General features: G+C 72.8%; 22 protein-coding genes. 10 read left to right on the forward strand and 12 right to left on the reverse strand.

All coding sequences use genetic code 11. The annotated features are described in order from the left end of the window. Positions 1-39 precede the first annotated feature (39 nt). The 3 genes from ABT324_RS25030 to ABT324_RS25040 are packed head-to-tail and all read right to left on the reverse strand — an operon-like array spanning position 40 to position 3,560. Positions 40-1,104: a 2,5-dihydroxypyridine 5,6-dioxygenase NicX family protein gene (locus ABT324_RS25030; protein WP_351182349.1), complete on the reverse strand. Its 1,065-nt coding sequence runs from the start codon at positions 1,102-1,104 to the stop codon at positions 40-42. 43 nt (positions 1,105-1,147) lie between these two features. Continuing rightward, positions 1,148-2,761: an OPT/YSL family transporter gene (locus ABT324_RS25035; RefSeq protein ID WP_351182352.1), complete on the reverse strand. Its 1,614-nt coding sequence runs from the start codon at positions 2,759-2,761 to the stop codon at positions 1,148-1,150. A 22-nt stretch (positions 2,762-2,783) separates the two neighbouring features. Further along, positions 2,784-3,560, reverse strand: coding sequence for an IclR family transcriptional regulator (locus ABT324_RS25040; RefSeq protein WP_351182355.1), 777 nt, complete (start codon positions 3,558-3,560; stop codon positions 2,784-2,786). A gap of 173 nt (positions 3,561-3,733) precedes the next feature. Between ABT324_RS25040 and ABT324_RS25045 the strand changes: the two genes are divergently transcribed. The 8 genes from ABT324_RS25045 (at position 3,734) to ABT324_RS25080 (ending at position 13,001) form a co-directional block, all read left to right on the forward strand. Further along, positions 3,734-4,387, forward strand: a complete 654-nt coding sequence (locus ABT324_RS25045; RefSeq protein WP_351182358.1) for a GntR family transcriptional regulator — start codon at positions 3,734-3,736, stop codon at positions 4,385-4,387. A 190-nt stretch (positions 4,388-4,577) separates the two neighbouring features. Next, positions 4,578-5,360, forward strand: coding sequence for an enoyl-CoA hydratase/isomerase family protein (locus ABT324_RS25050; protein WP_351182361.1), 783 nt, complete (start codon positions 4,578-4,580; stop codon positions 5,358-5,360). Beyond that, complete coding sequence (locus ABT324_RS25055; RefSeq protein ID WP_351182364.1) at positions 5,357-7,432, forward strand: acetate--CoA ligase family protein; 2,076 nt, start codon at positions 5,357-5,359, stop codon at positions 7,430-7,432. Before ABT324_RS25050 ends, ABT324_RS25055 begins: the two co-directional genes overlap by 4 nt. A 2-nt stretch (positions 7,433-7,434) precedes the next feature. Next, positions 7,435-8,760: an MFS transporter gene (locus ABT324_RS25060; protein ID WP_351182367.1), complete on the forward strand. Its 1,326-nt coding sequence runs from the start codon at positions 7,435-7,437 to the stop codon at positions 8,758-8,760. Next, entirely contained in the window at positions 8,757-9,842 is a 1,086-nt protein-coding gene (locus tag ABT324_RS25065) for an acyl-CoA dehydrogenase family protein (protein WP_351182370.1), read from the forward strand. Before ABT324_RS25060 ends, ABT324_RS25065 begins: the two co-directional genes overlap by 4 nt. Further along, a complete protein-coding gene (locus ABT324_RS25070) occupies positions 9,839-10,789 on the forward strand; it encodes an acyl-CoA dehydrogenase family protein (RefSeq protein WP_351182373.1) in 951 nt (316 codons plus the stop codon). The genes ABT324_RS25065 and ABT324_RS25070 overlap by 4 nt, the downstream gene beginning before the upstream one ends. 142 nt (positions 10,790-10,931) lie before the next feature. Further along, positions 10,932-11,549: a TetR/AcrR family transcriptional regulator gene (locus ABT324_RS25075; protein WP_351182376.1), complete on the forward strand. Its 618-nt coding sequence runs from the start codon at positions 10,932-10,934 to the stop codon at positions 11,547-11,549. Positions 11,550-11,774: 225 nt separating this feature from the next. Further along, positions 11,775-13,001, forward strand: coding sequence for an MFS transporter (locus ABT324_RS25080; RefSeq protein ID WP_351182379.1), 1,227 nt, complete (start codon positions 11,775-11,777; stop codon positions 12,999-13,001). Positions 13,002-13,125: 124 nt separating this feature from the next. Here ABT324_RS25080 and ABT324_RS25085 read toward each other — a convergent pair whose 3' ends face one another. From ABT324_RS25085 to ABT324_RS25095, 3 genes are read right to left on the reverse strand one after another with little or no spacing between them, the layout of a single operon-like run. Continuing rightward, the gene (locus tag ABT324_RS25085; protein WP_351182430.1) at positions 13,126-13,491 is read right to left on the reverse strand and encodes an acyclic terpene utilization AtuA family protein; all 366 of its coding nucleotides are present in this window, start codon (positions 13,489-13,491) and stop codon (positions 13,126-13,128) included. A gap of 6 nt (positions 13,492-13,497) precedes the next feature. Continuing rightward, positions 13,498-14,526 (reverse strand): phosphotransferase family protein, encoded by a 1,029-nt coding sequence (locus ABT324_RS25090; protein ID WP_351182382.1) that lies wholly within the window; start codon positions 14,524-14,526, stop codon positions 13,498-13,500. A 1-nt stretch (position 14,527) separates the two neighbouring features. Then, positions 14,528-16,195: a class I adenylate-forming enzyme family protein gene (locus tag ABT324_RS25095; RefSeq protein WP_351182385.1), complete on the reverse strand. Its 1,668-nt coding sequence runs from the start codon at positions 16,193-16,195 to the stop codon at positions 14,528-14,530. Positions 16,196-16,462: 267 nt separating this feature from the next. On the opposite strand from ABT324_RS25095, the gene ABT324_RS25100 reads away from it, so the two are divergent. Further along, a complete protein-coding gene (locus tag ABT324_RS25100; RefSeq protein WP_351182388.1) occupies positions 16,463-17,284 on the forward strand; it encodes a crotonase/enoyl-CoA hydratase family protein in 822 nt (273 codons plus the stop codon). Positions 17,285-17,312: 28 nt separating this feature from the next. Here the strand turns inward: ABT324_RS25100 and ABT324_RS25105 are convergent, their stop codons facing one another. Further along, positions 17,313-18,197 carry a crotonase/enoyl-CoA hydratase family protein gene (locus ABT324_RS25105; protein ID WP_351182391.1) on the reverse strand — a complete coding sequence of 295 codons (885 nt, stop codon included), beginning with the start codon at positions 18,195-18,197 and terminating at the stop codon, positions 17,313-17,315. Continuing rightward, positions 18,194-18,976, reverse strand: a complete 783-nt coding sequence (locus tag ABT324_RS25110) for an enoyl-CoA hydratase/isomerase family protein (protein ID WP_351182433.1) — start codon at positions 18,974-18,976, stop codon at positions 18,194-18,196. Before ABT324_RS25110 ends, ABT324_RS25105 begins: the two co-directional genes overlap by 4 nt. Positions 18,977-19,085: 109 nt before the next feature. Between ABT324_RS25110 and ABT324_RS25115 the strand changes: the two genes are divergently transcribed. Continuing rightward, the gene (locus ABT324_RS25115; RefSeq protein ID WP_351182394.1) at positions 19,086-19,778 is read left to right on the forward strand and encodes a histidine phosphatase family protein; all 693 of its coding nucleotides are present in this window, start codon (positions 19,086-19,088) and stop codon (positions 19,776-19,778) included. Positions 19,779-19,789: 11 nt separating this feature from the next. On the opposite strand, the gene ABT324_RS25120 is transcribed toward ABT324_RS25115, so the two are convergent. From ABT324_RS25120 to ABT324_RS25135, 4 genes are read right to left on the reverse strand one after another with little or no spacing between them, the layout of a single operon-like run. Continuing rightward, positions 19,790-20,722, reverse strand: a complete 933-nt coding sequence (locus ABT324_RS25120; protein ID WP_351182397.1) for an LLM class F420-dependent oxidoreductase — start codon at positions 20,720-20,722, stop codon at positions 19,790-19,792. Between the two features lie 39 nt (positions 20,723-20,761). Continuing rightward, positions 20,762-22,297 (reverse strand): acyl-CoA synthetase, encoded by a 1,536-nt coding sequence (locus ABT324_RS25125; protein WP_351182400.1) that lies wholly within the window; start codon positions 22,295-22,297, stop codon positions 20,762-20,764. 33 nt (positions 22,298-22,330) lie between these two features. Next, positions 22,331-22,990 (reverse strand): PaaI family thioesterase, encoded by a 660-nt coding sequence (locus ABT324_RS25130; RefSeq protein WP_351182403.1) that lies wholly within the window; start codon positions 22,988-22,990, stop codon positions 22,331-22,333. Continuing rightward, positions 22,983-23,747: a crotonase/enoyl-CoA hydratase family protein gene (locus tag ABT324_RS25135; RefSeq protein ID WP_351182406.1), complete on the reverse strand. Its 765-nt coding sequence runs from the start codon at positions 23,745-23,747 to the stop codon at positions 22,983-22,985. The genes ABT324_RS25130 and ABT324_RS25135 overlap by 8 nt, the downstream gene beginning before the upstream one ends. Positions 23,748-23,987: the final 240 nt, after the last annotated feature.

Raw genomic sequence — 23,987 nt, forward strand, 5'->3', positions numbered from 1 at the left:
CCGGTGGAAGTCGCGGACCGCGCGAGCGGAGCTGGTCGATCAGTACCCGGGGGCGCCGATCTCCTCGCAGATCCGCACCAGCTCGGGGTGCACGTAGCGCCCGTCGACCTCGATGGCCTCGCCGTCGAGGTAGATGGACGGACCGAGGACGCTGCCGTCGGTGTGCGCCGCGGCCACCCACGGCTCGCCACCGATCCAGGCGCCCTTGGTGCCGATGCCGATCTCCACGCAGCCGAACACCCGCTCGTCCTCGACGATGCGCCCGGTCGGCACCAGCACGCCCGGGTTGAAGCCCAGCGACCAGTGCGCCAACCGGAACATGTTCGGGTCGTCGAAGGACTCCATCCAGTTCCGGAACACCTCGGCGTCGCGGTCCCCGGTGATCTCGGTGACCACGCCGTTCTCCACCGTGCAGCGCACCGGCGAGCGCAGCAGGCCGATCTCGGCCGGGGGCCACAGCGCGCCGTCGAAGACCAGCGTGCCGTTCTGGGTCTCCTCGACCGGGTTCCAGGAGATCTGCCCGGACAGCATCACGGTCTCGCCGGGCTTCTCTGCCGGCTTGCCACGCAGGTTGATCGGGCGGCCCTGGTTGCGCCCGACCAGGTCGGTGCCGTTGGCGGCGGTGATGCGCACCTCGTCGGCCTGCTCCAGCAGCGCGACCAGCGCGCGGCCGAGCCGCATGACGCCCTCGAAGTCGGGCTTGCCGACGGTGTCGACCAGCATCGGGACGTCCATGCCGGTCAGGTTGGTGTAGCGGGCGCCGTTGGCGATCGCGGCGCGGAAGGCGTCGCTGTGCATGATGTAGGCGACGCTGAACTCGATCCACACGTCGGCCTTCGCGACCGCCCCGGCCACCGGCGCGGGCGGCTCCATCGCCGAGCTGGGGCGGGTTTCGTACCAGATCACGGTCGGCGTGGCACCGGCCGCGGCCACCGCCTGCGCGGTCAGCTCCACCACGCGCCGGTCGCTGGAGGTGTCCCCGGTCAGCACCACCTGCTCGCCCGGCTTGACGAGCATGACCTGCTCGACGAGCTTGCGGGCCCCGATCGCCGCCTCCCAGGACAGGTACTCGGGTCGGGATTCCACACGGCTGACAACTTCCACAACTACTCCTCCAACTCGATGACCGGACTGGTCTGGGGGTCGTTCACTTGGCCTCGAAGATGCGGCTGGTCGAGTACAGGGCGTCGCCGGCGATGAGGCCCGCGCCGACGAGGTTGAGGTCCTCGTCGGCCCGTTCGCCGCGCCACCAGCGGTAGGCGATGCGCACCAGCAGGGCGCCGAAGACCAGCCAGCACGCCTGCGGGGTGCCCACCAGCAGGCCGGTCGCCAGCAGCACGCCCATCTGCCTGCTGGAACCGCCGAGCAGCTGGATCAGCGCGCCCGGGATCGCCCACAGCAGCAGCGTCACCAGGATGTTCGGGCCGGTGAGCCCGGCGTGGATGGTGGCCGCATAGACCTCGGCCACCGGCGGGATCAGGCCGTCGCCGAAGAACGACTGCCAGGACACCGCGACCGCCACCGTGGCCACCGCGAAGCCCACCAGCGAGGCGAGGTACTGCTGGAACCGGCCGGAGCGCTCGAAGGCGTCGTAGGGGCGGTGCTCCTTGCGCAGCAGCCAGCCCGCCTTGAAGTCGTAGCCCATGTCGGCGAACGCCGGGCCGGTGGCCGAGGTGTAGCCGACGAACAGCGCCAGCGCGACCGGCGGCACCCCGAGGACCAGGCCCAGCACCAGGAAGATCAGCGTGACCGCGAAGGCCGGGAACCAGCCGGAGTGCATCGCGGCCAACCCCACGATGATCTCGTGGATGATCGCGGCCAGCGCGGCGGCCAGCACCCACAGGACCAGCGCGGGCACCGACAGCTCGGACATCAGCCCACCGGCCAGCGCGACGACCGCGGCACCGATCACGAACAGGCCGTAGCCCTCCAGCACGCCGCGGCGCAGCGCCCGCTCGTCGACCTGCGGGAGCTGGCTCGGGTCCACCGAGCTGGTGCGCTCGGACTCCTTGCTCTTCTTGCGGAACATCAGGTACGCGGCCTGCCCGAGGGCGACCAGCCCGGCGCCGATCATCACACCGTGCGGGATGTGGACGTCGCCGATGTCGACGCCGAACCAGGTCGGGCTGTACTGGCTGACCATCAGGCCGACGCCGAACATGCCCAGCGCCCAGATGTTGCCGATGAACGCCACGCCCGCCGCCGAGACCGGCAGCTTGAACAGCGAACCGACGAACCCGACGACCGCGCCGCCAGCCAGCACGATGGCCCGCCGACCGCCCTTGTCCCCGGCGATGATGGTGTCCGCCGCGGCGACGCCCGGCGGCCACGCGGCCTGCGCGGGCAGCAGCCGCGAGTTGAACAGCCGGTACAGCACGAAGGAGTCGGCGAACAGGCCGATCGCGACCCCGGCGAACACCGGCCACACCAGGTCGGGGCGGCCGAAGGCGAAGGGCACCGCGATCGGCGCCAGCAGCGAGTTGGCGGCGGCGAAGGTCGAGCCGGACACCGCGCTCTGCACCAGGTTCTGCCGGTGCACCGAGCGCATCCCGCGCAGCGCGGCCAGGTTGATCCGGCCGATGATCATCGCGATCAGCGCGCCGATCACCGAGGTGTTGGCCGAGATGCCCAGCGTGGTGATCAGGTGCAGGCCGATGATCGCGCCGACCACGGACAGCAGGACGGTGATCACCAGGACGGTCGGCTCGAAAGCCCGCGGGTGGGTGCGCGCGGCCCCGGCCCGGGATTCGCTGACGGTCATGAGCAGCCTTTCGAGGAGGGGATCAGCCGTCTTGCGGCCCGGCGCCGGGCGCCAGTCGGCTGGACAGGTCGGTGGCCGCGGCGCGCAGCGGAGCGGTCAGGTCGTCGATCCGGCCGGTGACGCGCTCGGCGGGGCCGATCAGCGTCAACGACGCCACTGTCGCACCGGAGAGCCGCAGTGGCACCGCGACGGCGCCGACGTTGGCGTCGAACTCCCCGGTCGAGACGGACACGCCGGTGTCCCGTACCTGCTGCCACCGCTGCTCCAGCTCGGCGTAGGTGGTCGGGGTGCTCGGCGTGCAGCGGGTGAGGGGTTCGGGGCCGAACAGCTCGCGGACCTCCTCCAGCGGCTGCTCGGCGAACAACGCGTGCCCGGAGCACCCGGCGTGACCGGGCATCACGTGCCCGACCACGGCGGTGTAGCGGATCGGACCGCGGGCGTCCACGGCCGCGACGGTGCGGTAGGAGCCGCCGTGCGCGACGTTGAGCACGGCGCTCTCCCCCGTCTCCCGCGCCAGCATCGCCAGCACGGGACGTGCGACCAGGCTCAGCGCCCCGCTGCGCTCGGCGACCCGGGCGAGCTGGGACACCGCCGGACCGAGCCGGTAGCGGCGGGATTCCGGGTCGGCCAGCACGAAACCGCGGTTGGCCAGCGTCGCCAGCAGGCGCTGGGCCACGGACTTGTCCAGCCCGAGCTCGCGCCCGAGCTCGGTGACACCCCACTCCGGCCGGTCGTCGGTGAACGCGAGCAGCACCTGCAGGGCGCGGTCCGCCGTCTGCAGAAAACCCGTACCCGCCACACCGACCTCCGATTGTGTTGCTATATCCGCAACGCTGTCGCTATTTGCGCACCATTGCGGGTTACGGTGCGCCTGGACGTGCTGCTTTGTCAATACGTTGTCCGCAGCAGTCCGCCGAACACGGTGCGTTACCCTCACGGTCACCGATCGAACAGAGCGTGGGGTGTGGAGCTATGGCGGGGACTTCGGTGGGTCGCGCCGTCGAGCAGATCCGGCAGATGATGCGCAGCCAGGAATTACTCCCCGGGCAGCCGCTGCGGCAGGAGGCACTCGCCGAACGGCTGGGCGTGAGCCGGGTTCCGGTGCGGGAGGCGCTGAAGGCCCTGGAGGCCGAAGGAGTGGTCCGGCACCAGCCGAACGTCGGCTACACCGTGGCCCGGCTGTCCGCCGACGAGCTGCGGCAGGCCTACCTGATGCGCGGTGCGCTGGAGGCCATCGTGCTCCGCGAGTTGCCGCGGCTGAGCACCGCGCAGATCGTTGAGCTCAGCGAGCTCAACGACCAGATCGCCCACGCGGCCGAGCAGGTCGACGTCCTGCGGATCACCGAGCTCAACCACGACTTCCACTTCGTCATCTTCCGCGCCTCGGGCCTGCAGCTGATCGTCGACGAGATCGAGCGCGTCTGGAAGCGGACCGAGGCCTACCGCGCGGTGTACCTCTACGACGAGGCGGCACGTCGCCGGATCGTCCGCGAACACCGGCAGCTGATCAACGCCCTGCGCCGCGGCCAGACCGAGAAGGCCGTCGCGATCATGGATTCGCACCGCGAGGCGACCCCGGCGCACCTGGCCCCCACCCTCACCACCGGCCTCCCCCTGCCGGGCTGACGCTCCCGCGACCACCCGGCACCGCACCGCACTCCCACCGGGACCTCCGACCCCGCAGCTCTCGGACCAAGCTTCCCGCCCTTTCCGTGGAACTCGCGTCGTCATCCCGCAGATTGCATTCAATTTTGTATGGACTCCGGGGGTGCGGCGTGCCAGACTCGGCGCCATTCGTCGAGCCGGAGGGATGGACATGGCGGACCTCGAGTACCAGGTCAGCGACGGGATCGGGACGATCCTGCTGAACCGGCCGAAGCGCAGGAACGCCTTCACCCTGGAGATGATCGACCAGTGGGCGGCGGCCATCCGCGCCGCCCGGTTCGACCCCGAGGTGCGGGTGCTGGTGCTCACCGGTGCCGGGGACGCGTTCTGCTCGGGCGTCGACCTGGACGACTTCACCGCGGGCGAGAAGTCCGTGCTGGAGCACAAGACCGTGCTGACCGAGCGCATCCACCAGGTCGCGCTGGCGCTGGAGGACTTCGACAAGCCGGTACTCGCCGCGGTCAACGGCGTCGCCGTGGGCGCGGGCATGGACATGGCGCTGATGTGCGACATCCGGTTCGTCGGCGAGTCCGCCCGGCTGTCCGAGGGCTACGTCCGGGTCGGCCTGGTGCCCGGCGACGGTGGTTGCTACTTCCTGCCGCGGCTGGTCGGCACCGCCAAGGCGCTGGAACTGCTGTGGACCGGCGACTTCGTGGACGCCGCCACCGCGGTGGAGCTCGGCATCGCCAGCCGCTGCTACCCCGACGACGAGCTGCTGGAGCAGACCTACGCCTTCGCGCGGCGACTGGCCGACGGGCCACCGGTGGCGATCCGGGCGATCAAGCGGACCGTGCACCAGTCGGCGCGCACCGACCTGCGGACCTCGCTCGACCTGATCTCCTCGCACATGGCCGTCGTCCAGTCCACTGAGGACTCCGCTGAGGCGATGCGGGCCTTCCGGGAGAAGCGCCGCCCGAGGTTCCAGGGCCGGTGACCACTGTGGACGGTTTGCTGCACCCGAGGGCGGTGGCGGTGGTCGGGGCTTCCGAGCGCTCGGCGATGGCCGGTCGGCTCACCCGCTACCTGCGCGACTTCGACGGCCCGGTCTACCCGGTCAACCCGAACTACCAGCAGGTGCACGGCCTGCGCTGCTACCCGTCGCTGCGGGAGCTGCCCGGGCCGGTGGACCTGGTGCTCGTGCTGGTCCCGGCCGCGCGGGTGCTGTCCGTGGTCGAGGAGGCCGGGCGCGCGGGCGCGTCCTGCGCGGTAGTGCTGTCCTCGGGGTTCGCCGAGGTCGGTGAGCGGGGGCGGGCGCTGCAGGAACAGCTCGTCGAGGTGGCCGGGCGGTTCGGGTTGCGCATCATCGGGCCGAACTGCCAGGGCCTGCTGCACCGGCCCACCGGTCTGGTCGCGACGTTCACCGCCGCGGCCGACGGCGCGCAGCCGCCGGACTCCGGCATCGCCTACGTCGGGCAGAGCGGCGCGCTGGGCGGCAGCTTCCTGGGCAAGGCCGGGGACCGCGGGATCGGGCTCACCGCCTGGATCAGCGTGGGCAACCAGGCCGACCTCACCGCGACCGAGGCGGCTGAACTGCTGGTCGCCGACCCGAACATCCGGGTGCTCGCCTGCTACCTGGAGGAGCTGCCCGACGGGGACCGGTGGCGGCGGCTGACCGAGCGGGCCGCGGCGACCGGCAAGCACGTCGTGGTCCTGCGCTCCGGGCGTTCCGCGGCCGGGGAGCGGGCGGTCGCCTCGCACACCGGGGCGCTGGTCCGCACGGGCACCGCGTTCGACCTGCTGACCCGCGAATCCGGCGCCGTGCAGGTGGATGACCTCGACGAGCTGCTCGACGTGGCGGTGGCGCTGAGCTCCGAGCCACGACCGGGTGGTCGGCGCATCGGCGTGATCACCAGCTCCGGTGGGGCCGGTGGGCTCGCGGCCGACCAGGCCGAAGCCGCCGGGCTGGTGCTGCCGGAGCTGGACGCCGCGGCGCGGGAGGTGCTCGCGCCGCTCATCCCGGCCTTCGGCAGCGCGGTCAACCCGGTGGACGTCACCGCGCAGGTGATCGACGACGCCGGGCAGTTCGGCGCGGTGTGCACCGCGGTCGCCGCATCCGACCAGGTCGACGCCGTGCTGGTCGTGCTGACCACGATCGGTGGCGCGGCGGCGCTGGAGGTCGCCGAGGCGGTCCGGCGGGCGGCCGGGCACAGCACCAAACCGTTCGCCGTGGCCTGGCTGTACTCCCACGAGCAGATCGCCGAAGCCAGTTCGATGTTGCGGCGCAACGGGATCTCGGTGGTGGGCACAATCACCGCCGCGCTGCGCCTCCTCACGCACCTGGTACCGCGAGGGGGCCGCCGCGCCGAACCGGCACCACCTCGCGGCCTGACGCGCTTCCTGGACCGCCCAGCGCTCACCGAGTCCGAGGGCGCGCAACTCCTCGACGCGGTGCAGGTGGCCAGGCCACGCGGGCAGGTGGTCGTCGACCCGGCAGAAGCCGTGGCGGTGGCGCGGGAGCTGGGCGACCACGTGGTGCTCAAGGTCCAATCCCCCGATGTGGCGCACAAGAGCGATGTCGGTGGCGTGCTCGTCGGAGTTCCCGCCGAGCGCGTGAAGGGCGCGGTACGCGACATGCTCGACACCGTCGCGGTGAACGCACCGCACGCGCACATCGACGGTGTGCTCGTCCAGCAACTGCTCCCGCCCGGTGTCGAGCTGCTGGTCGGGGTGCAGGGCAGCAAGCACGGCTACCCACCGGTGGTGACGGTCGGGATGGGCGGCACCACCGCCGAGCTCTACCGCGACGTCGCATCCGCGCTCGCTCCGCTCGATGCCGACCGGGCGGTCGCGCTGCTGCGCCAGTTGCGCGGCTGGCCGCTGCTGGACGGGTTCCGCGGCCAACCGCGCTGCGACGTGACCGCGGCCGCCGCCGCGATCGCGTCGCTCTCGCAGGCCGCGGTCGAGCTGGGCGACCGGCTCTCCGAACTGGAGATCAACCCCCTGGTGGTCCGCGGATCGGGCGCGGTGGCCGCCGACCTCGTCGTGACCAGCGATCCCCGGAGGTGACCATGAGCGGGTCGACGAAGCCCCGCCGCTCCACCCACGCCCGCGCCGTCCTCAGCGGCTCCATCGGCAACCTCGTCGAGTGGTACGACTGGTTCGTCTACGCGAACTTCGCGCTGTACTTCGCCGGGCAGTTCTTCCCCGAGGGCAACCCGACCGCGCAGCTGATGAACACCGCCGCGGTGTTCGCCGTGGGCTTCCTGGCCCGGCCGCTGGGCGGCTGGGTCCTCGGGCGCATCGCCGACCGGAAGGGCCGCAAGTTCGGCCTGACGCTGTCGGTGACGGTGATGTCGGTCAGCGCGCTGCTGATCGCGGTCGCCCCGAACCACGAGCAGGCCGGGTACCTCGGCGCGGTGCTGCTCCTGCTCGCGCGGATCCTGCAGGGCATCAGCGTCGGCGGCGAGTACGCGGCGAGCGCGGCCTACCTCACCGAGGTGTCGCAGCGCGGTTGGCGCGGGCTGGGGTCGAGCTTCCAGTACGTGTCGGTCACCCTCGGCCAGCTGCTCGGCCTGGTCGTGCTGATGGTGCTGCAGTCGACCCTGACCGAGCAGCAGCTGACCGCCTGGGGCTGGCGGATCCCGTTCGTCATCGGGGCGGTCGCCGCGCTCGTGGTGTTCTACCTGCGCCGCCGGATGCACGAGACCACGGCCTACGCCGAGGAGGAGCACCACGACGCGCAGCAGCGGCGGGGCACCTTGCGCGAGGTGTGGCGGCACCGCCGCGCCGCCGGGCTGGTGTTCGCGCTGACCCTCGGCGGCAGCGTCGCCTTCTACACCTACACCACCTACCTGACGAAGTACCTGGCGAACTCGGTGGGGTTGCCCAAACCCGATGCCGCGCTCGTCATGTTCGTGGCGTTGTGCCTGTTCACCGTGCTGCTGCCGATCGGTGGGGCGATCTCGGACAAGATCGGCCGTCGACCGGTGCTGATCTTCTTCGGCGTCGGCACCACGGTGGGCACCTACCCGATCATGACCGCGTTGCAGCGCTGGCCGAGCTTCGGCGTCGCGCTGGCGCTGACCATGCTGGCGCTGACCATCGTGGCCGGGTACTCCTCGGTGAACGCGTGCGTGAAGGCCGAGCTGTTCCCCACCGGCATCCGCACGGTCGGCGTCGCGATCCCCTACGCGCTGGCGCAGGCGGTCTTCGGCGGGACGGCGGAGTACGTCGCGCTGGCGTTCCGCAACGCTGGTGTGGAGCACTACTTCTTCTTCTACGTCTCGGCCTGCGCGCTGGTGTCGCTGCTGGCCTACGCGCTGATGCCCGAGACCAGGACGGCCGCGCTGAGCCGGGCCGAGCAGCGATCCCCCGGGAAGGAGACCGTGTCGTGAACCTGGGCGAACTGCGCCGCGAGGTGCGCGCGCTGTGCCGCGAGTGGCAGGAGGCAGGCCGGTACCGGCCGCGCCCGGACGCCTGGTTGCGGTCGTTCGACCTCGCCTTCAGCAAGGAGTTGGCTGAGCGCGGCTGGCTGGGCATGACGTGGCCGAAGGCGGTCGGCGGCGGCGAGCGGTCCAACCTGGCCCGCCTGGTGCTCACCGAGGAGCTGCTGCGCGCGGGCGCCCCGGTGGCCGCGCACTGGATCGGCGATCGGCAGATCGGGCCGTCGATCCTGCGGCACGGGACCGAGCGGCTGCAGCACGAGGTCCTGCCCGGCATCGCCGCCGCGGAACTCGTGTTCTGCCTGGGCATGAGCGAGCCCGACGCCGGGTCGGATCTCGCGGCGGTGCGCACCACCGCGACCCGCGCACCGGGTGGTTGGCGGATCGACGGCCGCAAGATCTGGACCAGCCACGCGCATCGCGCCACGCACGCCTACCTGTTGGCGCGCAGCGAGCGCACGGAGGTCAAGCACGCGGGGCTGACCGAGTTCGTGGTGGACATGGGCGCGCCCGGGGTGTCGGTGTCGCCGATCGTGGACATGGCCGGTTCGCACCACTTCAACGAGGTGGTGTTCGAGAACGTCTTTGTCCCGGAGCACCGGGTGATCGGCGCGGTCGGCGGCGGCTGGCAGCAGGTGGCCGAGCAGCTCTCCTACGAGCGCGGCGGACCGGAGCGGGTGCTGTCCACCTACCCGGTGCTCGCCGAGCTGCTGGAGGTCGCTGACGAGGACCTGGCGGTGGAGGTCGGCGAGCTGGTCGCGCGGCTGGCCACCCTGCGCGCGTTGTGCGTGCGGGTCGCGGAAGCGCTGGACACCGGTGCCGCGCCCGTGCAGGCCGCCGCCACCCTGAAGTACCTCGGCACCGCCTTCGAGCGGGACGTGCTCGAATGCGCGCGGCGGACAAGCGAATCCGGGGTGCTCCCGCCGGGGAGCGCGCTGGGCGAGGCGATCCTCGCCGCACCAGGGTTCAGCATCCGGGGCGGCTCCTCGGAAGTGTTGCTGTCCATCCTCGCCAAGCAGGAGGCCCGACGTTGAGCAACTCGCTGATCACCGAGGTCGCCGCGGACGTGCTGGCCGGGGTCGCCCCGCAGGCGCCCGCGGACGCGCTGCACCCGCTGTGGCCGACGCTGGTGGAGCTGGGGTGGCCGCAGGTCGGTGTGCCCGAGGACCGCGGCGGCGTCGGCGGAACCCTGCAGGACCTGGCGGAGCTGGTGGCCGCGACGGCGGCGAGCGGGGTGGGCGTGCCGCTGATGGAGGCGTCGGTGTCGCGCTGGGTCCTCGGCGCGCGGCTGGGAACCGCTCCCCTGGTCGTCACCGCCACCAGCACGGGTGCCGTGCCGTGGGCGCGCTTCGCCAGCCACGTCCTGGTGCGACCGGAGCGAGGCCCGGCCTTCCTCGTCGAGCGCGGTGCGGTCGAGGTCGTGCCCGAGGAGAACCTGGCGGGCGAGCCCCGCGACGCGGTGCGGTTGACCGGAACCACGACCCCGCTGCCGGACGCCCCTTCGCATGATGCCGTGCTCGCCCGCTCAGCGCTGCTCAACTCCGCTGCACTGCTCGGTGCTGCGCGCGGCGCGTACGAGCACACGCGCGAGCACGTCACGCAGCGCGAGCAGTTCGGGCGGCCGCTCGTCGCGCTCAAAGCCGTGGCCAACTCCTTGGCGGAGATGCGCGTTCACCTGGTGGCCACCGAAACGGCCGTCACCCGCGCCGTGCGCGTGCACGAGCAGGACCCCGATCGCGCGCTGGAGGCGACAGCGGCGGCGAAGGTCACGGCCGCCCGGACCGCCACCAGCGTCGCGCGGGCGGCGCACCAGCTGCACGGGGCGATGGGCGTGACGCGGGAGCACCCGCTGCACCACGTCACCCGGAAGTTGTGGGCATGGCGGGATGAATGCGGCTCCGAGCGGAGCTGGTCGGCCCGCCTCGGGCGAACCGCGCTCGCCGCAGGCGAAGTCGACCTCTGGGACCGCATCACCGCCTGATCGGCCGCGCCGCCCGGAACGCGGTTCGTTCCGCCTGGTCAGGCGGAGGCGAGCGGTTCCGGGTGGCCGAGCGCGCGGGCACCGGGGAGATTTCCGGGTGATCCGAGGGGTTGAGGTGTGACGCAGGTCGTATCCTGGGTGCGTGACGACGGCATCGGAATCCTCGTCCCACCCCGGTCCGGCGATCCCGCGCGGGCAGGGCGGAGATGCGCTCTCCGTTGCGGCGCGGGAGATCTTCGCCGAGCGCGGGTACCACGGCGCGTCCATCCGCGACATCGCCAAGCGCGCCGGGCTGAGCTTCTCCGCGCTGTACTACTGGCACTCCAGCAAGCAGGAGCTGTTCGCCGGACTGCTGGAGGACAGCGTCCTGGACTACGTGCGCACCTGCGACGCGGTGCTGCTCGACTGCGGCGACGACCCGGGTGAGCGGCTGCGCGCGCTGGTGCGCGCCACCGTGGACTACCGGGTGCGGCGACGGGTGGAGAGCACCATCGCCGCGCGGGAGGCCCGCAACCTCGACCCGGTGCACGCGCAGCGCCTCGCCGAGCTGCGGGAGTCGGCCACCCGGCTGTTCCAGGACATCATCGACGACGGGGTGCGGCGCGGGCAGTTCCGCTGCGAGCACCCGGCCGAGGCGCGCCGCGCGATCCAGGCCGCGTGCAACGCCATCCCGCAGTGGTACGACCCGGAGGGCGAGGTCGAACCCGCTGAGCTCGCCGACCGCTACGTCGCCATCGCACTACGGGTCGTCGGCGCCTGACGCCGGGCGGCCTCGCGGGCCGTTCACCCACTCGTCGCGCATTGGCCGTTGACCTCCAGCACCCTCGAAGTCCTAGCGTCGGGGCGTGATCGAAGAGCAGCTCCCCGCCGCGGATTCCGCGGGTTCACGCCACCTCGGCAGGCCATCGTGACCAACCGCGCCCCCACGGCGACCGGGGAACCGCCGCGCGAGCACTCCCCAGCCCCCGCAAGCCGGGTTCCCCGCGTGCTGCTGCCGTTCCGCCGCAGCTCCTACCGCAGGCTCTCCACGGCCTTGTGCTTCGCGTTGTTCACCACCGGGTTCTGGACCGTTGGCCAGGTGTGGGAGGTCGTGCGGCTCGGCGGCGGCGCCAGCCAGCTCTCGTTCGTCGCCGCCGCGGCGTCGCTGGGCGCGCTGCTGCCGATGCTGCTCGGTGGGGCAGTTGCCGACCGGGTGGCGCAGAAGACGATCCTGCTCGTCGTGCAGGGCGTGCACACCGCGCTGCTCACCGTCGCGGCGGTGCTGTCGCTGACCGACCGGATGCAGCTGTGGCACCTCGTGGTGATCGCCTTCCTCGGCGGCACCGCGGTGGCGTTCTACTTCCCCGCCTACTCCGCGTGGTTGCCCGCGCTGCTGGTCGAGGACGAGCTCATGGCGGCCAACGGTTTCGAAGGCATGGTGCGGCCGACCATCCAGCAGGCCGCCGGCCCGGCGCTCGGCAGCCTGGTCATCAGCGCCTACGCGCCCGGCGCGGCGATGGCGGTGGCCGCGCTGACGGCGTTCGCCGCCTGGTGCACGTTCTGGACCGTGCCGCGCACGCCCCTGCGCGGGGACGCGCGCGCCACCAGCGGTGTGCTCGCCGACATCGCGGAGGGCTTCCGGTACATGCTCGCCACCCGGTGGCTGGTCGCGTCGCTGGTGTTCGCCTCGCTCATGGTGATGGTGACGATGGGGCCGCTGCAGGTGGTGCTGCCGTTCCTCATCAAGGACCGCCTGGGCGGTGGGGCCGAGGAGCACGCGCTGGTGCTGGCGATGTGGGGCATCGGCGGCGCCGCCGGGTCGCTGCTGATGGGGTCGCTGCGGATGCCCCGCCGCTACCTCACGACCCTGATCGGGCTGTGGGGCGTGGCGTGCCTGCCGCTGCTGGTGGTCGCCGTCGCCTCGGAGCTCTGGGTCGTCGCCGTGGCGGCGTTCGCGGTCGGGGCGCTGTTCTCCAGCCCGATGGTGCTGTGGGGCACGCTGCTGCAGCGGCGGGTCCCGCCGCAGCTGCTCGGCCGGATCACCAGCCTCGACTTCTTCGTGTCGATCGCGTTCCTGCCGCTGTCGATGGCGGTCGCCGGACCGGTCTCCGAGGCGATCGGCACCGGGGCGACGTTCGTGGTGGCCGGGACCGTGCCGCTGGTGGCCGCGGTGGCGGCGATCGTGCTGGGGCGGTTGCCCGCGGACGAGGTCGCGCACCCGCTGTCGCGCTAGTCCAGCAGGTCGACCGGGACGTCGACGCACCGGGCGCGGCGGAACTCGCCGACCGGGTCGACCCACCGGTGTCCAGCATGCTCCGCTGTCCAGGCCCGGCACCTCGTGCTCGGCGGCCCGCAGATCATCCACTGTGGACAACAGGGTCGCCCTCGACGTGCGCGACGCGCAGCGTGGTGCCGCTCCCGGCGACCAGCGCGCGCATCGCACCGGCGGGTCCGGCCGGGTTGAAGCCACCAGCGTTGACCACCACCCGGGTGCCGCGCTCGGCCAGGTGCGGGCGGAGCTGGTCGAGGAAGTACTCGACGTAGCCCTTGGCCGGGTCGCCGCAGTGCCGGGCCGCCAGCACGGCGAGGGTGGACTCGGCCAGGTGGTCGCCGATCAGCACGTCGCACGGGCCACCGGCCACCGCCTCGGCCAGGGCGCGGCGCCGGTCCCCCAGGTAGTCGGAGAACCCACCGATCCGAACCGCTCGCGCCCCGCCTCCGATCCGCGTTCACGCCAACCCGAGTTCCCGCACCGCCTCCCATGCGAGCTGGGCCTGGCGCAGCTCGCCCGCGGCCCGGTCCGCGGCCACGTAGCCGTCGTCGCCCATCACCCCGGCCAGGTAGCGGGCCCGCACCCCGGCGCCGATGCAGCACGACCGCCAGCGCTGGAAGGCCACGTAGTACGGCAGGTCCGAGACGTCGCGACCGGTCAGCGCCGCGTAGCGGTCGACGACCTGGGCGCGGTCGGGAAAGCCGGGTTCGGCGGTGGGGCCCTGGGCGACGGCGGGGACCTCGTCACCGGGTTCGGCCCACGACGCCACCAACCAGCCGAGGTCGGCCAGCGGTTCGCCGAGGGTGGCCAGCTCCCAGTCGAAGACGGCCAGCACCTCGCCGCCCGGCGCGAACGACAGGTTCCCGGGCCGGAAGTCGCCGTGCACGATTCCGGTGCTCTGCTCCGGCACGTTGGCCGCCAGCGCGTCGTGCACGGCGTCCAGCAGTGCCAGGTCGGGTGCACCGGACTGGTGGACCTGGCGCTGCCAACGGCGCAGCTGCCGCTGCAGGTAGCCGTCGCGGCGGGCGACCTCGCCCAGACCGACCGCGTCCGGGTCGACGGTGTGCAGTGCCGCCAGGCACTCCACGGTGGCCAGCCCGGCCCGCCTGCGGGCCCGCGGCAGGAAGGTCGCCGCCGATGCGCCGTCGGCCAGCACGGTGCCGTCGACGAAGCCCATCACGTAGAACTCCGCACCGGTCACCGAGGTGTCCGCGCAGTAGGCCAGCGGTTCGGGCACCGGGACGGCGGTGTCGTGCAGGGCGGAGATGAACCGCCACTCCCGGCTCATGTCGTGCGCGGTGCTGAGCACCCCGCCGGTGGGCGGTCGGCGCAGGGCCCGCACCACGCCGTCGGCGTCGGTGACCCGGTAGGTGAGGTTGGAGCGCCCGCCGGAGACCAGCGCGAACTCCACCGGCGCGCGCAGTCCCGGCACGTTGTCGCGCAGCCAGCGCTCGGTCGAGCTCGGTTCGATGCCTCGGAGTTCCACGTCAGCTCCGGTTCGCGCTGAGGTGCTCGCGCAGCTGGCGCTTGAGCACCTTGCCGGTGGGGGTGCGGGGCAGCGGGTCGGGGCGGACCACCACGTGGGCCGGGACCTTGAACGCCGCCAGCCGGGCCGCGACGTGCTCCTGGAGCTCGGTGGTGGCGACCTCGGACCGCAGGTTCACCACGGCCGCCACCTCCTCCCCCAGCTTCGGGTGCGGCAGGCCGACGACCGCGCAGTCCAGCACCGCGGGGTGCTCGAACAGCGCCGCCTCGACCTCCGCGCAGTAGACGTTCTCGCCGCCGCGGATCACCACGTCCTTGAGCCGGTCGACCACGTGCACCCAGCCGTCCTGGACGTAGCCGAGGTCGCCGGTGCGGAACCACCCGTCGGTGAAGGACTCCGCGGTGGCCTCCGGGTTGTTCCAGTAGCCGCGCACGATGTTGGGGCCGCGGAAGCACAGCTCACCGATCTCGCCGTCGGGCAGGTCCTCGCCGGTCGCCGGGTCCACCACGCGCAGGTCCGCGCCCGGCACGCACCGGCCGACGCTGTCGGCGCGGTCCAGGTAGTCGACGCCCGCGTTGGTCGTCACCGCCGAGGTCGTCTCGGTCAGGCCGTAGCCGCTGGCGGGCGCCACCCCGGTGCCCAGGCCGCCGATGCGGTGCACCAGGTCGGGCGGGATCGGCGCCCCGCCCATGTTGACGCCGTCGAGCTGCCGCACCGCCTCGCCCTCCTCGACCAGGTCACGGATCACCGTCGGAACCCCGGCCGCGGTGGACAGTCCCTCCGCTCGGATCAGCCGCGCCGCGACCGCCCGGTCCCACCGGTGCAGCGTCGCCAGCTTCACCCCGGCCAGCGTGGCGAAGCACAGCGAGGTCAGCCCGGCGATGTGGAACAGCGGGAAGGTCAGCAGGGCGCCGGGCTGCGGGCCGTCCGCCGCCCCCAGCGGCGGGAACACGCCGCCGTTGGCCAGCGCGGCCTGCACGCGCCTGCCGACCACCGTGTTGAGCAGGTTCGTGCAGTGGTTGCGGTGCGTGCCGACCGCGCCCTTGGGGCGTCCCGTGGTGCCCGAGGTGTACATGATCGTCGCGTCGTCGTCGGGATCTGGAGCGGCCTCCGGCAGCTCCGCGTCGGCGGGCAGCGACGCCACGAGCTCAGACCAGCCGCGCGCCCCCGGTGCCGGTGCGCCGCCGCGCACCTGCACGACCGGGATCCCGCGGTCGATCAGTGCGGCGCGCTCGGCGTCGGCGAACACCAGCGCCGCCCCGGAGTCGGTCAACCCGTAGCGCAGTTCGGCGTCGGTCCACCAGGCGTTGAGCGGGACGGCGATCAGCCCCGCGGCCTGGATCGCCCAGAAGACGATCGACCACTCCGGGAAGTTGCGCATCGCGATGGCCACCCGGTCGCCGGGGGCCAGCCCGTACTCCTCCCGCAGGCACCGCGCGAGCCCGGCCACCAGCCGGAAGTGCTCGGCGAAGCTGCACCGGAAGTCCTCGTACACCAGGAAGTCCCGCGCGCCGTGGCCGCGGCTGAACAGCACCACGTCGCGCAGCGTGGCCGGGCCGCCGGTGTAGACCCGCATCGGGATGCCGCCGACCTCCCGGGTGGCGATCTCGAAGTCCCCGCCCGGCCCGGTGAGCTCGGCGAGCAACCGCTCCCGCTCGTCCTGCCCCATCAACCCCTCCTCGCGTGGTCGATCTCGAAGCCGGGGCAGCGCACCTCGTGGCGCATCCCCCGGCCGGACGACATCTCGGTCATGGCACCCCTCCTGCCCCACTCAAGTCCACAGTGGATGGTTTTGGGGAGGTTCCGCGCGAGCACGTTCTCGGTGACACTAGGCTCGACCGCGCGGCGAGCACAAGAGGACGTCCGGGCAGTTCCCGGCGCCGCGCGGGGAAGTCGCCGAAGAGCGCGAAAACCCTGCCGCACACCAGGAGGTTCCGTGAGCACAACGGCCGAGCAGCGGGTCAGCTGCACCGTTTCCGACGGCGTGGCGGACGTCCGGATGAGCAGACCGAACAAGCTCAACGCGCTGGACCAGGCCATGTTCGACGCGCTCGTGGCCACCGGGCTGCGGCTGCGCGAGGACCGCGGCGTGCGCGCCGTCGTCCTCTCCGGCGAGGGCCGTGCCTTCTGCGCCGGGCTGGACTTCGGCAACTTCCAGCAGATGGCCGACGGCTGCCGGGCCCCGGAACGGCGCGCGGCGACCACCGAAGCGGTCGGCCCGGCCAGGTCCCGCGGCCAGCAGGCGGCGCACGTGTGGGCGACGATCCCGGTGCCGGTGATCGCCGCGGTGCACGGCGTGGCCTTCGGCGGTGGCCTGCAGGTCGCCCTGGGCGCGGACATCCGGCTGGTGGCCGCCGACGCCCGACTGTCGGTGATGGAGGTCAAGTGGGGCCTGGCCCCGGACATGACCGGCACCCAGCTGCTGCCTGAGCTGGTGGGCCGCGACGTCGCCAAGGAGCTGACCTTCACCGGCCGCGTCGTCAGCGGCACCGAGGCCGCGGAGCTCGGCCTGGCCACCCGCGTCGAAGCCGACCCGCTGGCCGCCGCGCTCGACCTCGCCCGCGAGATCGCGGGCAAGAGCCCGGAGGCGATCCGCCATTCCAAGCGGCTGCTCGACATGGCGGGCCGCGCCACCCTGGACGAGGGGTTCGCCGCCGAGCGGGAGGTGATCAACGCCCTCATCGGCAGCCCCAACCAGACCGAGGCGGTTCGGGCCAACCTCGACCAGCGCGCCCCGCAGTTCACCGACCCCGCCTGATCCGGATGAGGGGCTCCGCCGGGGCCCCTCACCCCGCCGGGCGGGGCGGCCACGGCGGGATGAAGTCGGGGTAGTCGGCGCTGACCTGCATCGGGAACTCGGCCGGTCGCTTGGCGAGGAACGCGGCCACGCCCTCGGCGGCGTCCGGGGCCGCGCCGAGGTGGTTCATCGCCTTGGAGTCCAGGCGGTGCGCCTCCCACGGCGAGCTCGCGCCGAGCATGCCCCACAGCAGTTGGCGGGCTACCGCGACCGAGATGCCCGAGGTGTTCTCGGCGATCTCGCGGGCGATGCCGCGCGCGGCGGGCAGCAGGTCGGCGTCGGGCACGACGTGGGAGACCAGCCGACCGGACAGCGCCTCCTGGGCGTCGAAGACCCGCCCGGTGGCGACCCACTCCATCGCCTGGGAGATGCCGACCACGCGCGGCAGGAACCACGTCGAGGCCGCTTCCGGCACGATGCCCCGGCGGGTGAAGACGAAGCCGAACCGCGCCGACTCGGCGGCCAACCGGATGTCGGCGGGCAGCATCATCGTCACACCCACCCCGACCGCCGGACCGTTGAACGCGGCGATCACCGGCTTGCGCGACTCGGCGATGCGCAGCGCCACCGCGCCACCGCCGTCGCGCGGCACGCCGTCGATCTGCCCGGCCGACCATCGGGCTCGCGCCCGCTCGTCGTTGGCGCCCGCGTTGAAGGTGTCGGCACCCCCGCTCAGGTCCGCCCCGGCGCAGAAGCCGCGCCCGGCACCGGTGACGACCACCGCGCGGACCTCGTCGTCGGCGTCAGCAGCGCCGAAGGCGTCGATCAGCTCGTCGCGCATCACGTGGGTGAAGGCGTTGAGCTTGTCCGGGCGGTTCAGCGTGATCGTGGCGGTGCCTTCGGACACCTCGTAGCCGATCTGGGTGTAAGTCATCGCACCATCCACTCCCCGGTGAACTCCGGTTCGGTCTTGTTCACGAACGCCGCCCGCGCGGCCGGCGCGTCGGTGGCGAAGTTGATGGCCTGCGCGCGTGCCTCGTTCTCCAGCGCGTCCCGGAGCCCCTGGTGGCTGCCCGCGTGCAGCATCTGCTTGTTCTGCGCCAGCGCGATCGGCGGACCCTGCGCGAGGCGCGCGGCGAGGTCGGCGACGAAGGCATCGATCTCGGCGTCCTCCCGCACCCAGGTCACCGCGCCCAGCGCGTGCGCCTCCTCGGCCCCGATGATCTCGCCGAGCAGCGCCAGCCGCTTGGCCTGCTGCATCCCGACCACCCTCGGCAGCAGCCAGGAACCGCCGAAGTCCAACGACAACCCGCGCTTGGCGAAGATCTGCGAGAACCGGGCGCCCGGGGTGCACACCACGAGGTCGCAGCCCAGCGCCAGGTTCCACCCCGCGCCGACCGCCACACCCCGCACCTTGGCCACCGACGGCTTCGGCAGCTCGTGCAGCGCCAGCGCGATGTCGTTGATGCCGTGCATCCGGCTCAGCGGGTGCTGGCTACCGCGATCGCCGCTGAGGTCCGCGCCCGCGCAGAAGTCCCCGCCCGCGCCGGTGAGCACCACGCAGCGCACGCTGTCGTCCACCGCCGCCTTCTCCACCGCCTCGCGCAAGCCGCGCCAAGCCGCGGTGTCCAGGGCGTTCTTGCGCCTCGGCCGGTTGATCGTGGCCGTCAGCACCGGGCCGTCCTGGACCACCAGGACCTCGTCACCATCCATTGTGCTCACCCACCGCCTTGGTACCGGTGCGCAGACCGCACCTCTTGAAAACCGGCTGACGCGCTGGAAGGGTCCGAGTGCCACCAGAACCCCAGGGAAGCGAGCCAGCATGTCCGAAGTGGAATTCCGGCAGTCCCGGTTCACGGTCCCCGCCGGGGCCGCCGACATCCTGCTGGTCCGGCACGGCGAATCCGCCCCGGCCCGCCCCGACCGGCCGTTCCCGCTGGTCGACGGGCAGGGCGACCCGGAGCTGGCCGCGCATGGCCGGGAGCACGCCGAGCGCGTCGCGCGGCGGCTGGCCGCGGCGGACCTGGACGCGATCTACGTGACCACCCTGCGCCGGACCGTGCAGACCGCGGCGCCGCTGGCCGCCCGCCTCGGCCTGACCCCGCAGGTCGAACCGGACCTGCGGGAGGTACACCTCGGCGAGTGGGAGGGCGGCCTGTTCCGGCAGAAGGTCGCCGCGAACGACCTGGTCGTCCAGCGGATGCACGCCGAGCAGCGCTGGGACGTCATCCCCGGCGCGGAATCCGCCGAGGCGCTGGGCGAGCGGGTGCGCGGCGCCCTCGAGCGCCTGGCCGCCGCGCACCCGGACCAGCGGATCGCGGTGTTCACCCACGGCGGGGTCATCTGCCAGGCCCTGGCGCTGGCCACCGGGTCCCGCCCGCTGGCCTTCCTGGGCGCCGACAACGGCTCGATCTCCCGCCTGGTGGTCACCCCGGAGCGCTGGATCGTCCGCAGCTTCAACGACACCGCCCACCTCGGCGCCGACCTCACCACGCAGGCCGCCGCGCTGAGCTGACCGGCGCCGGGTCACTTCAGGCCCAGCGCGCGGACCGCGTCGGCCGGGTCACCCGGTGGCAGGAGCGCGATGGCCGGGGTGGTGACGCCGTTGTCGACGTACTGCTGGACGCGTTCCCGGCAGTGCTCGGCCGGGCCGTGCACCACCAGGTCGTCGACCACGCTGTCCGGGATCGCCGCCAGCGCCGCCTTGCGGTCCCCGGCGTCCCAGGCCTGCCACATCGGGGTGAGCTCCTCGCGTCCCAGCCACTCGTGGAACGCCCGGTACACCGGCACGTTCAGGTAGGCCGCGATCTGCCGCCGCGCGACGCCGCGGGCCGTGTCGGGGTCGACGCCGGGCATCACGAAGATCCGCGCCACGATCTCCTTGCCGGGACCGCCCTCGTGCACGTGCGGGACGACGGTGCGCACGTCGTCGGGCGAGAGCCAGTTGATGATCGCGCCGTCGCCCTCGCGCCCGGCCAACCGCAGCATGCCCGGGCGCAGGGCGGCGACCAGCAGCGGCGGGACCGGGTCAGCGACCAGCCCGGCGGTGAAACCCTCGACCTGGAAGGTGTCGTAGGACTCGGTGACCTTCTCCCCGCTCAGCGCCCGGCGCAGGAACCGCAGCGTGTCGCGGACCCGCTTGAAGGGTTCCTCGAACGGGATGTCGTTCCAGCGGGAGACGATCACGTTGGAGGAGGTGCCGATGCCCAGCGCGAACCGGCCGGGGGCCGCGGCGGCCAGCGTCGCCGCGCTCATCGCCAGCGTCGCCGGACCCCGGGTGTAGACCGGCACGATCGCGGTGCCCAGCCGCAGCCGCGGGGCCCAGGCGCTGGCCAGCGCCAGCGGGGTGAACGCGTCGGCGGCGTTGGCCTCCGACGACCACACGTCGGTGAAGCCCAGGTCCGGCAGCTCGGCGACCAGCTCGCGCTGCTCGGCCAGCGGCAGGCCCTGGAACGGCACCGTGATACCCCAACGTTGTTGCACTGGCGATCCCTTCGATCACGACGGCGCGTAGCGCGCCTTGAGCTTCCCCTTGACGAGCTTGCCGGTGGGGGTGCGCGGCAGCTCGGCCGCGAAGTCCACGCTGCGCGGCACCTTGTAGTGCGCGACGCGCTGGCGGGCGTAGGCGAGGATCTCCCGCTCCAGTTCCGGCCCCGGCTCGGCACCGGGCGCCGGTTGCACCACGGCCTTGACCGCTTCGCCCATCTCCTCGTCGGGCACCCCGAACACCGCGACGTCGAGGATCGCCGGGTGCAGCACCAGCACGTCCTCGACCTCCTGCGGGTAGATGTTCACCCCGCCGGAGATGATCATGAAGGCCTTGCGGTCGGTGAGGAACAGGAAGCCGTCCTCGTCCAGGTAGCCCAGGTCGCCGACCGTGGCCCAGTTGTCGTGCGCGGGGTGCCGGGCCTCCCGGGTCTTGCCCGGGTCCCCCAGGTACTCGAAGCCGATCTCCTCGCGTCCGAAGTAGACGGTGCCGACCTCGCCCCTGGGCAGCTCCTCGCCCGCCTCGTCGCAGACGTGCACCTCGCCCAGCACCGCCCGGCCGACCGAGCCCGGCTTCTCCAGCCACTGCGCGGAATCGACCATCGTCATGCCGATGCCCTCGGTGGAGGCGTAGTACTCCAGCAGGACCGGCCCCCACCAGTCGATCATCGCGCGCTTGACCTCGACCGGGCAGGGCGCGGCGGCGTGCACCGCCACCCGGTGGGTGGACAGGTCGTAGCGCTGCCGCACCCGCTCGTCCAGCTTCAGCATCCGGACGAACATCGTCGGAACCCACTGGCTGTGCGTGACGCCGTAGCGCTCGATGGCCCGCAGCGCACCCTCCGGGTCGAACCGCTCCATCATCACCACGGTCCCGCCGAGCGCGTGCACCGAGGCGCAGTACCGCAGCGGTGCCGCGTGGTAGACCGGGGCCGGGGAGAGGTAGACGGTCTCCTCGCCGAAACCGAAGACACCGCGCATCAGCTCGACCAGCAGGTTGCCGGGCTCGTGCACCTCGCGGTCGGGCAGGGCGGGCTTGATCCCCTTGGGGCGCCCGGTGGTCCCGGAGGAGTAGAGCAGGTCCGCCCCGCACGGCTGCGCGGCGGGCACCTCGGTCGAGGCCGCGGCCAGCGCCTGCTCGTAGTCGTCGAAGCCCGGCACCGAACCGCCGTAGGCCAGCCGCAACCCGACACCGGACACCTGGCCGGAAACCGCCTCGGGCAGCTCCCCCAGCCCCGCGGAGACCACCAGCGCGCTGGCCCCGGAATCGTTGACGATGTAAGCGACTTCAGCGGGTTGCAGGTGGTTGTTGACCGCGCACACGTACATGCCTGAGCGCAGCGCCGCCCAGTAGACCTCGAAGGCCTGCGGGCAGTTGTCGCTGAGCAGCGCGACCACGTCGCCCTTGCCCAGTCCCGCGGCGCGCAGCCGGTTGGCCAGCCGCAGCGATCGGTCGTCCAGTTCCCGGTAGGTCAGGTGCCGACCGGACCCGGCCATGATCAGCGCCGGTCGGTCGGGGTGGGTCGCGGCGTGGATTCCTGGGTACATGCGGCTCCTCCTTGAACCATCGGCACCCGCTGCTCACCTCACGAGGCGCTCCAACTCCCCGAACAGCCGCCTGGCCTGCTCGGCGCTGGGCACCGCGAACACCCCGCTGGCCTCCACCAGCACGGTGTCCGGGTCGTCCTCGGTGCTGATCGTGGCGACCGACTCCGTCCACCGGCCGTCGACCCGCTCCACCCGGCCCACGATGCGCAGCGGCGTCTCCAGCGGCACTGGGCGCCGGTAGCGCAGGGCGAGCTTCACCGTCATGCCGGGCTTGCCGCGCGTGGCGTGCGCGTGACCGAGGATCTGGTCCAGCAGCAGGGCACTGATGCCGCCGTGCCCGTAGCTGGGCGGCCCCTCGTAGGCCAGGCCGAGCGTGCACCGGCCGACCGCGGTGCCGTCGACGACCTCCACCCGCATCGGCGGCGCGATCGGGTTGCCCGGCCCCGAGGCGGGGTTGTACGTCCGGCGGGCGCGCCGCCCGCCGTCGATGGTGGCCGGTTCACCGCGCCCGCGGCTGGTCGCGGTCAGCGGCGGCACCAGGGCGCGGACCTGCTCGGCGAGCTCGGTCAGGGTCGCGGCGTCGACCTCGGTGCGCACCGCGGCATCGGTCAGCTCGCGCAGCGCGGCACCGAGCTCCCGCGCGGCCCGGCGGCGCTCCGCCAGGTCGTCGTCGACGTCCACCGGGTCACTCACCCCGCCAAACCGGCTTGCGCTTCTCGGCGAACGCCCGCGCGCCTTCCTGGGCGTCGGCGGAGCTGAACACCGGCGCGGCGATCGCGGCCTGCTCGGTGAAGGCCTCGGCGTCGGTCCACCGCACCGCCCCGGAGACGATCTGCTTGGTGGCGCGCACGGCCAGCGGCCCGTTCGCCGCCACCCGCGCGGCCAGCTCGCGCGCCCCGGCCAGCGCCTCGCCGGGTTCGGTGAGCTCGTTGACCAGCCCGTGGGCGTGGGCGACCTCGGCGGTCAGCGGGTCGCCGGTCAGCGCGACCTCCATCGCCAGCTGGTACGGCAAGGTCTTGGGCAGCCGCAGGAGACCACCGGCAGCGGCGACCAGACCGCGCTTGACCTCGGGCAACCCGAACTTCGCCGCCCGCGAGGCCACCACCAGGTCGCAGCTGAGCGCGAGTTCGCAGCCCCCGGCCAGCGCCCAGCCCTCGACCGCGGCGAGCAGCGGCTTCGACGGCGGGCGCTCGGTGACCCCGCCGAACCCGCGACCGGGGATCGACGGGCGCTCGCCGCGGGTGAAGGCCTTGAGGTCCATGCCCGCGCAGAACGTCCCGCCCGCGCCGGTGAGGATCCCGAGGACGGCGTCGGAGCGCTCCTCCAGCTCGTCGATGGCGGCGGCCAACCCCTCGGCGACCGTGCGGTCCACCGCGTTGCGGGCCTCGGGCCGGTTGATCGTGATGACGGCGACGCCGTCGGCGATCTCGGTCAGGACGCTGTCACCCACGCGCATCTCCTCGGGATCTCGGGCCAGGGCGGCCCCAGTATCGCCCGCCGAGCCGCCCAGGTCCAGACCGACCGGCCGGTATGAAGCAGACCAACCCCCGCACGCACCCATAGCCAGGACCAATGACCCGCAGCCACCACTGAACCACGGTCCACCACGCCCGAACACCGCAGTTTCAACTGAAACCTCGAACCGCCGTGGGCGGAGACCACAGTTTCAACTGAAACCTCGAACCGCCGT

Origin of the sequence: Saccharopolyspora sp. NPDC000359, from assembly GCF_040300525.1 — a bacterium.
Lineage (GTDB): Bacteria > Actinomycetota > Actinomycetes > Mycobacteriales > Pseudonocardiaceae > Saccharopolyspora.

What these genes read in the sequence shown, in the direction of transcription:
- ABT324_RS25035 (WP_351182352.1), bottom strand. Translation starts at nt 2,761, where the DNA reads ATGACCGTCAGCGAATCCCGGGCCGGGGCCGCGCGCACCCACCCGCGG.
- ABT324_RS25045 (WP_351182358.1), top strand. Translation starts at nt 3,734, where the DNA reads ATGGCGGGGACTTCGGTGGGTCGCGCCGTCGAGCAGATCCGGCAGATG.
- ABT324_RS25050 (WP_351182361.1), top strand. Translation starts at nt 4,578, where the DNA reads ATGGCGGACCTCGAGTACCAGGTCAGCGACGGGATCGGGACGATCCTG.
- ABT324_RS25060 (WP_351182367.1), top strand. Translation starts at nt 7,435, where the DNA reads ATGAGCGGGTCGACGAAGCCCCGCCGCTCCACCCACGCCCGCGCCGTC.
- ABT324_RS25095 (WP_351182385.1), bottom strand. Translation starts at nt 16,195, where the DNA reads ATGGGGCAGGACGAGCGGGAGCGGTTGCTCGCCGAGCTCACCGGGCCG.
- ABT324_RS25105 (WP_351182391.1), bottom strand. Translation starts at nt 18,197, where the DNA reads ATGACTTACACCCAGATCGGCTACGAGGTGTCCGAAGGCACCGCCACG.
- ABT324_RS25110 (WP_351182433.1), bottom strand. Translation starts at nt 18,976, where the DNA reads ATGGATGGTGACGAGGTCCTGGTGGTCCAGGACGGCCCGGTGCTGACG.
- ABT324_RS25115 (WP_351182394.1), top strand. Translation starts at nt 19,086, where the DNA reads ATGTCCGAAGTGGAATTCCGGCAGTCCCGGTTCACGGTCCCCGCCGGG.
- ABT324_RS25125 (WP_351182400.1), bottom strand. Translation starts at nt 22,297, where the DNA reads ATGTACCCAGGAATCCACGCCGCGACCCACCCCGACCGACCGGCGCTG.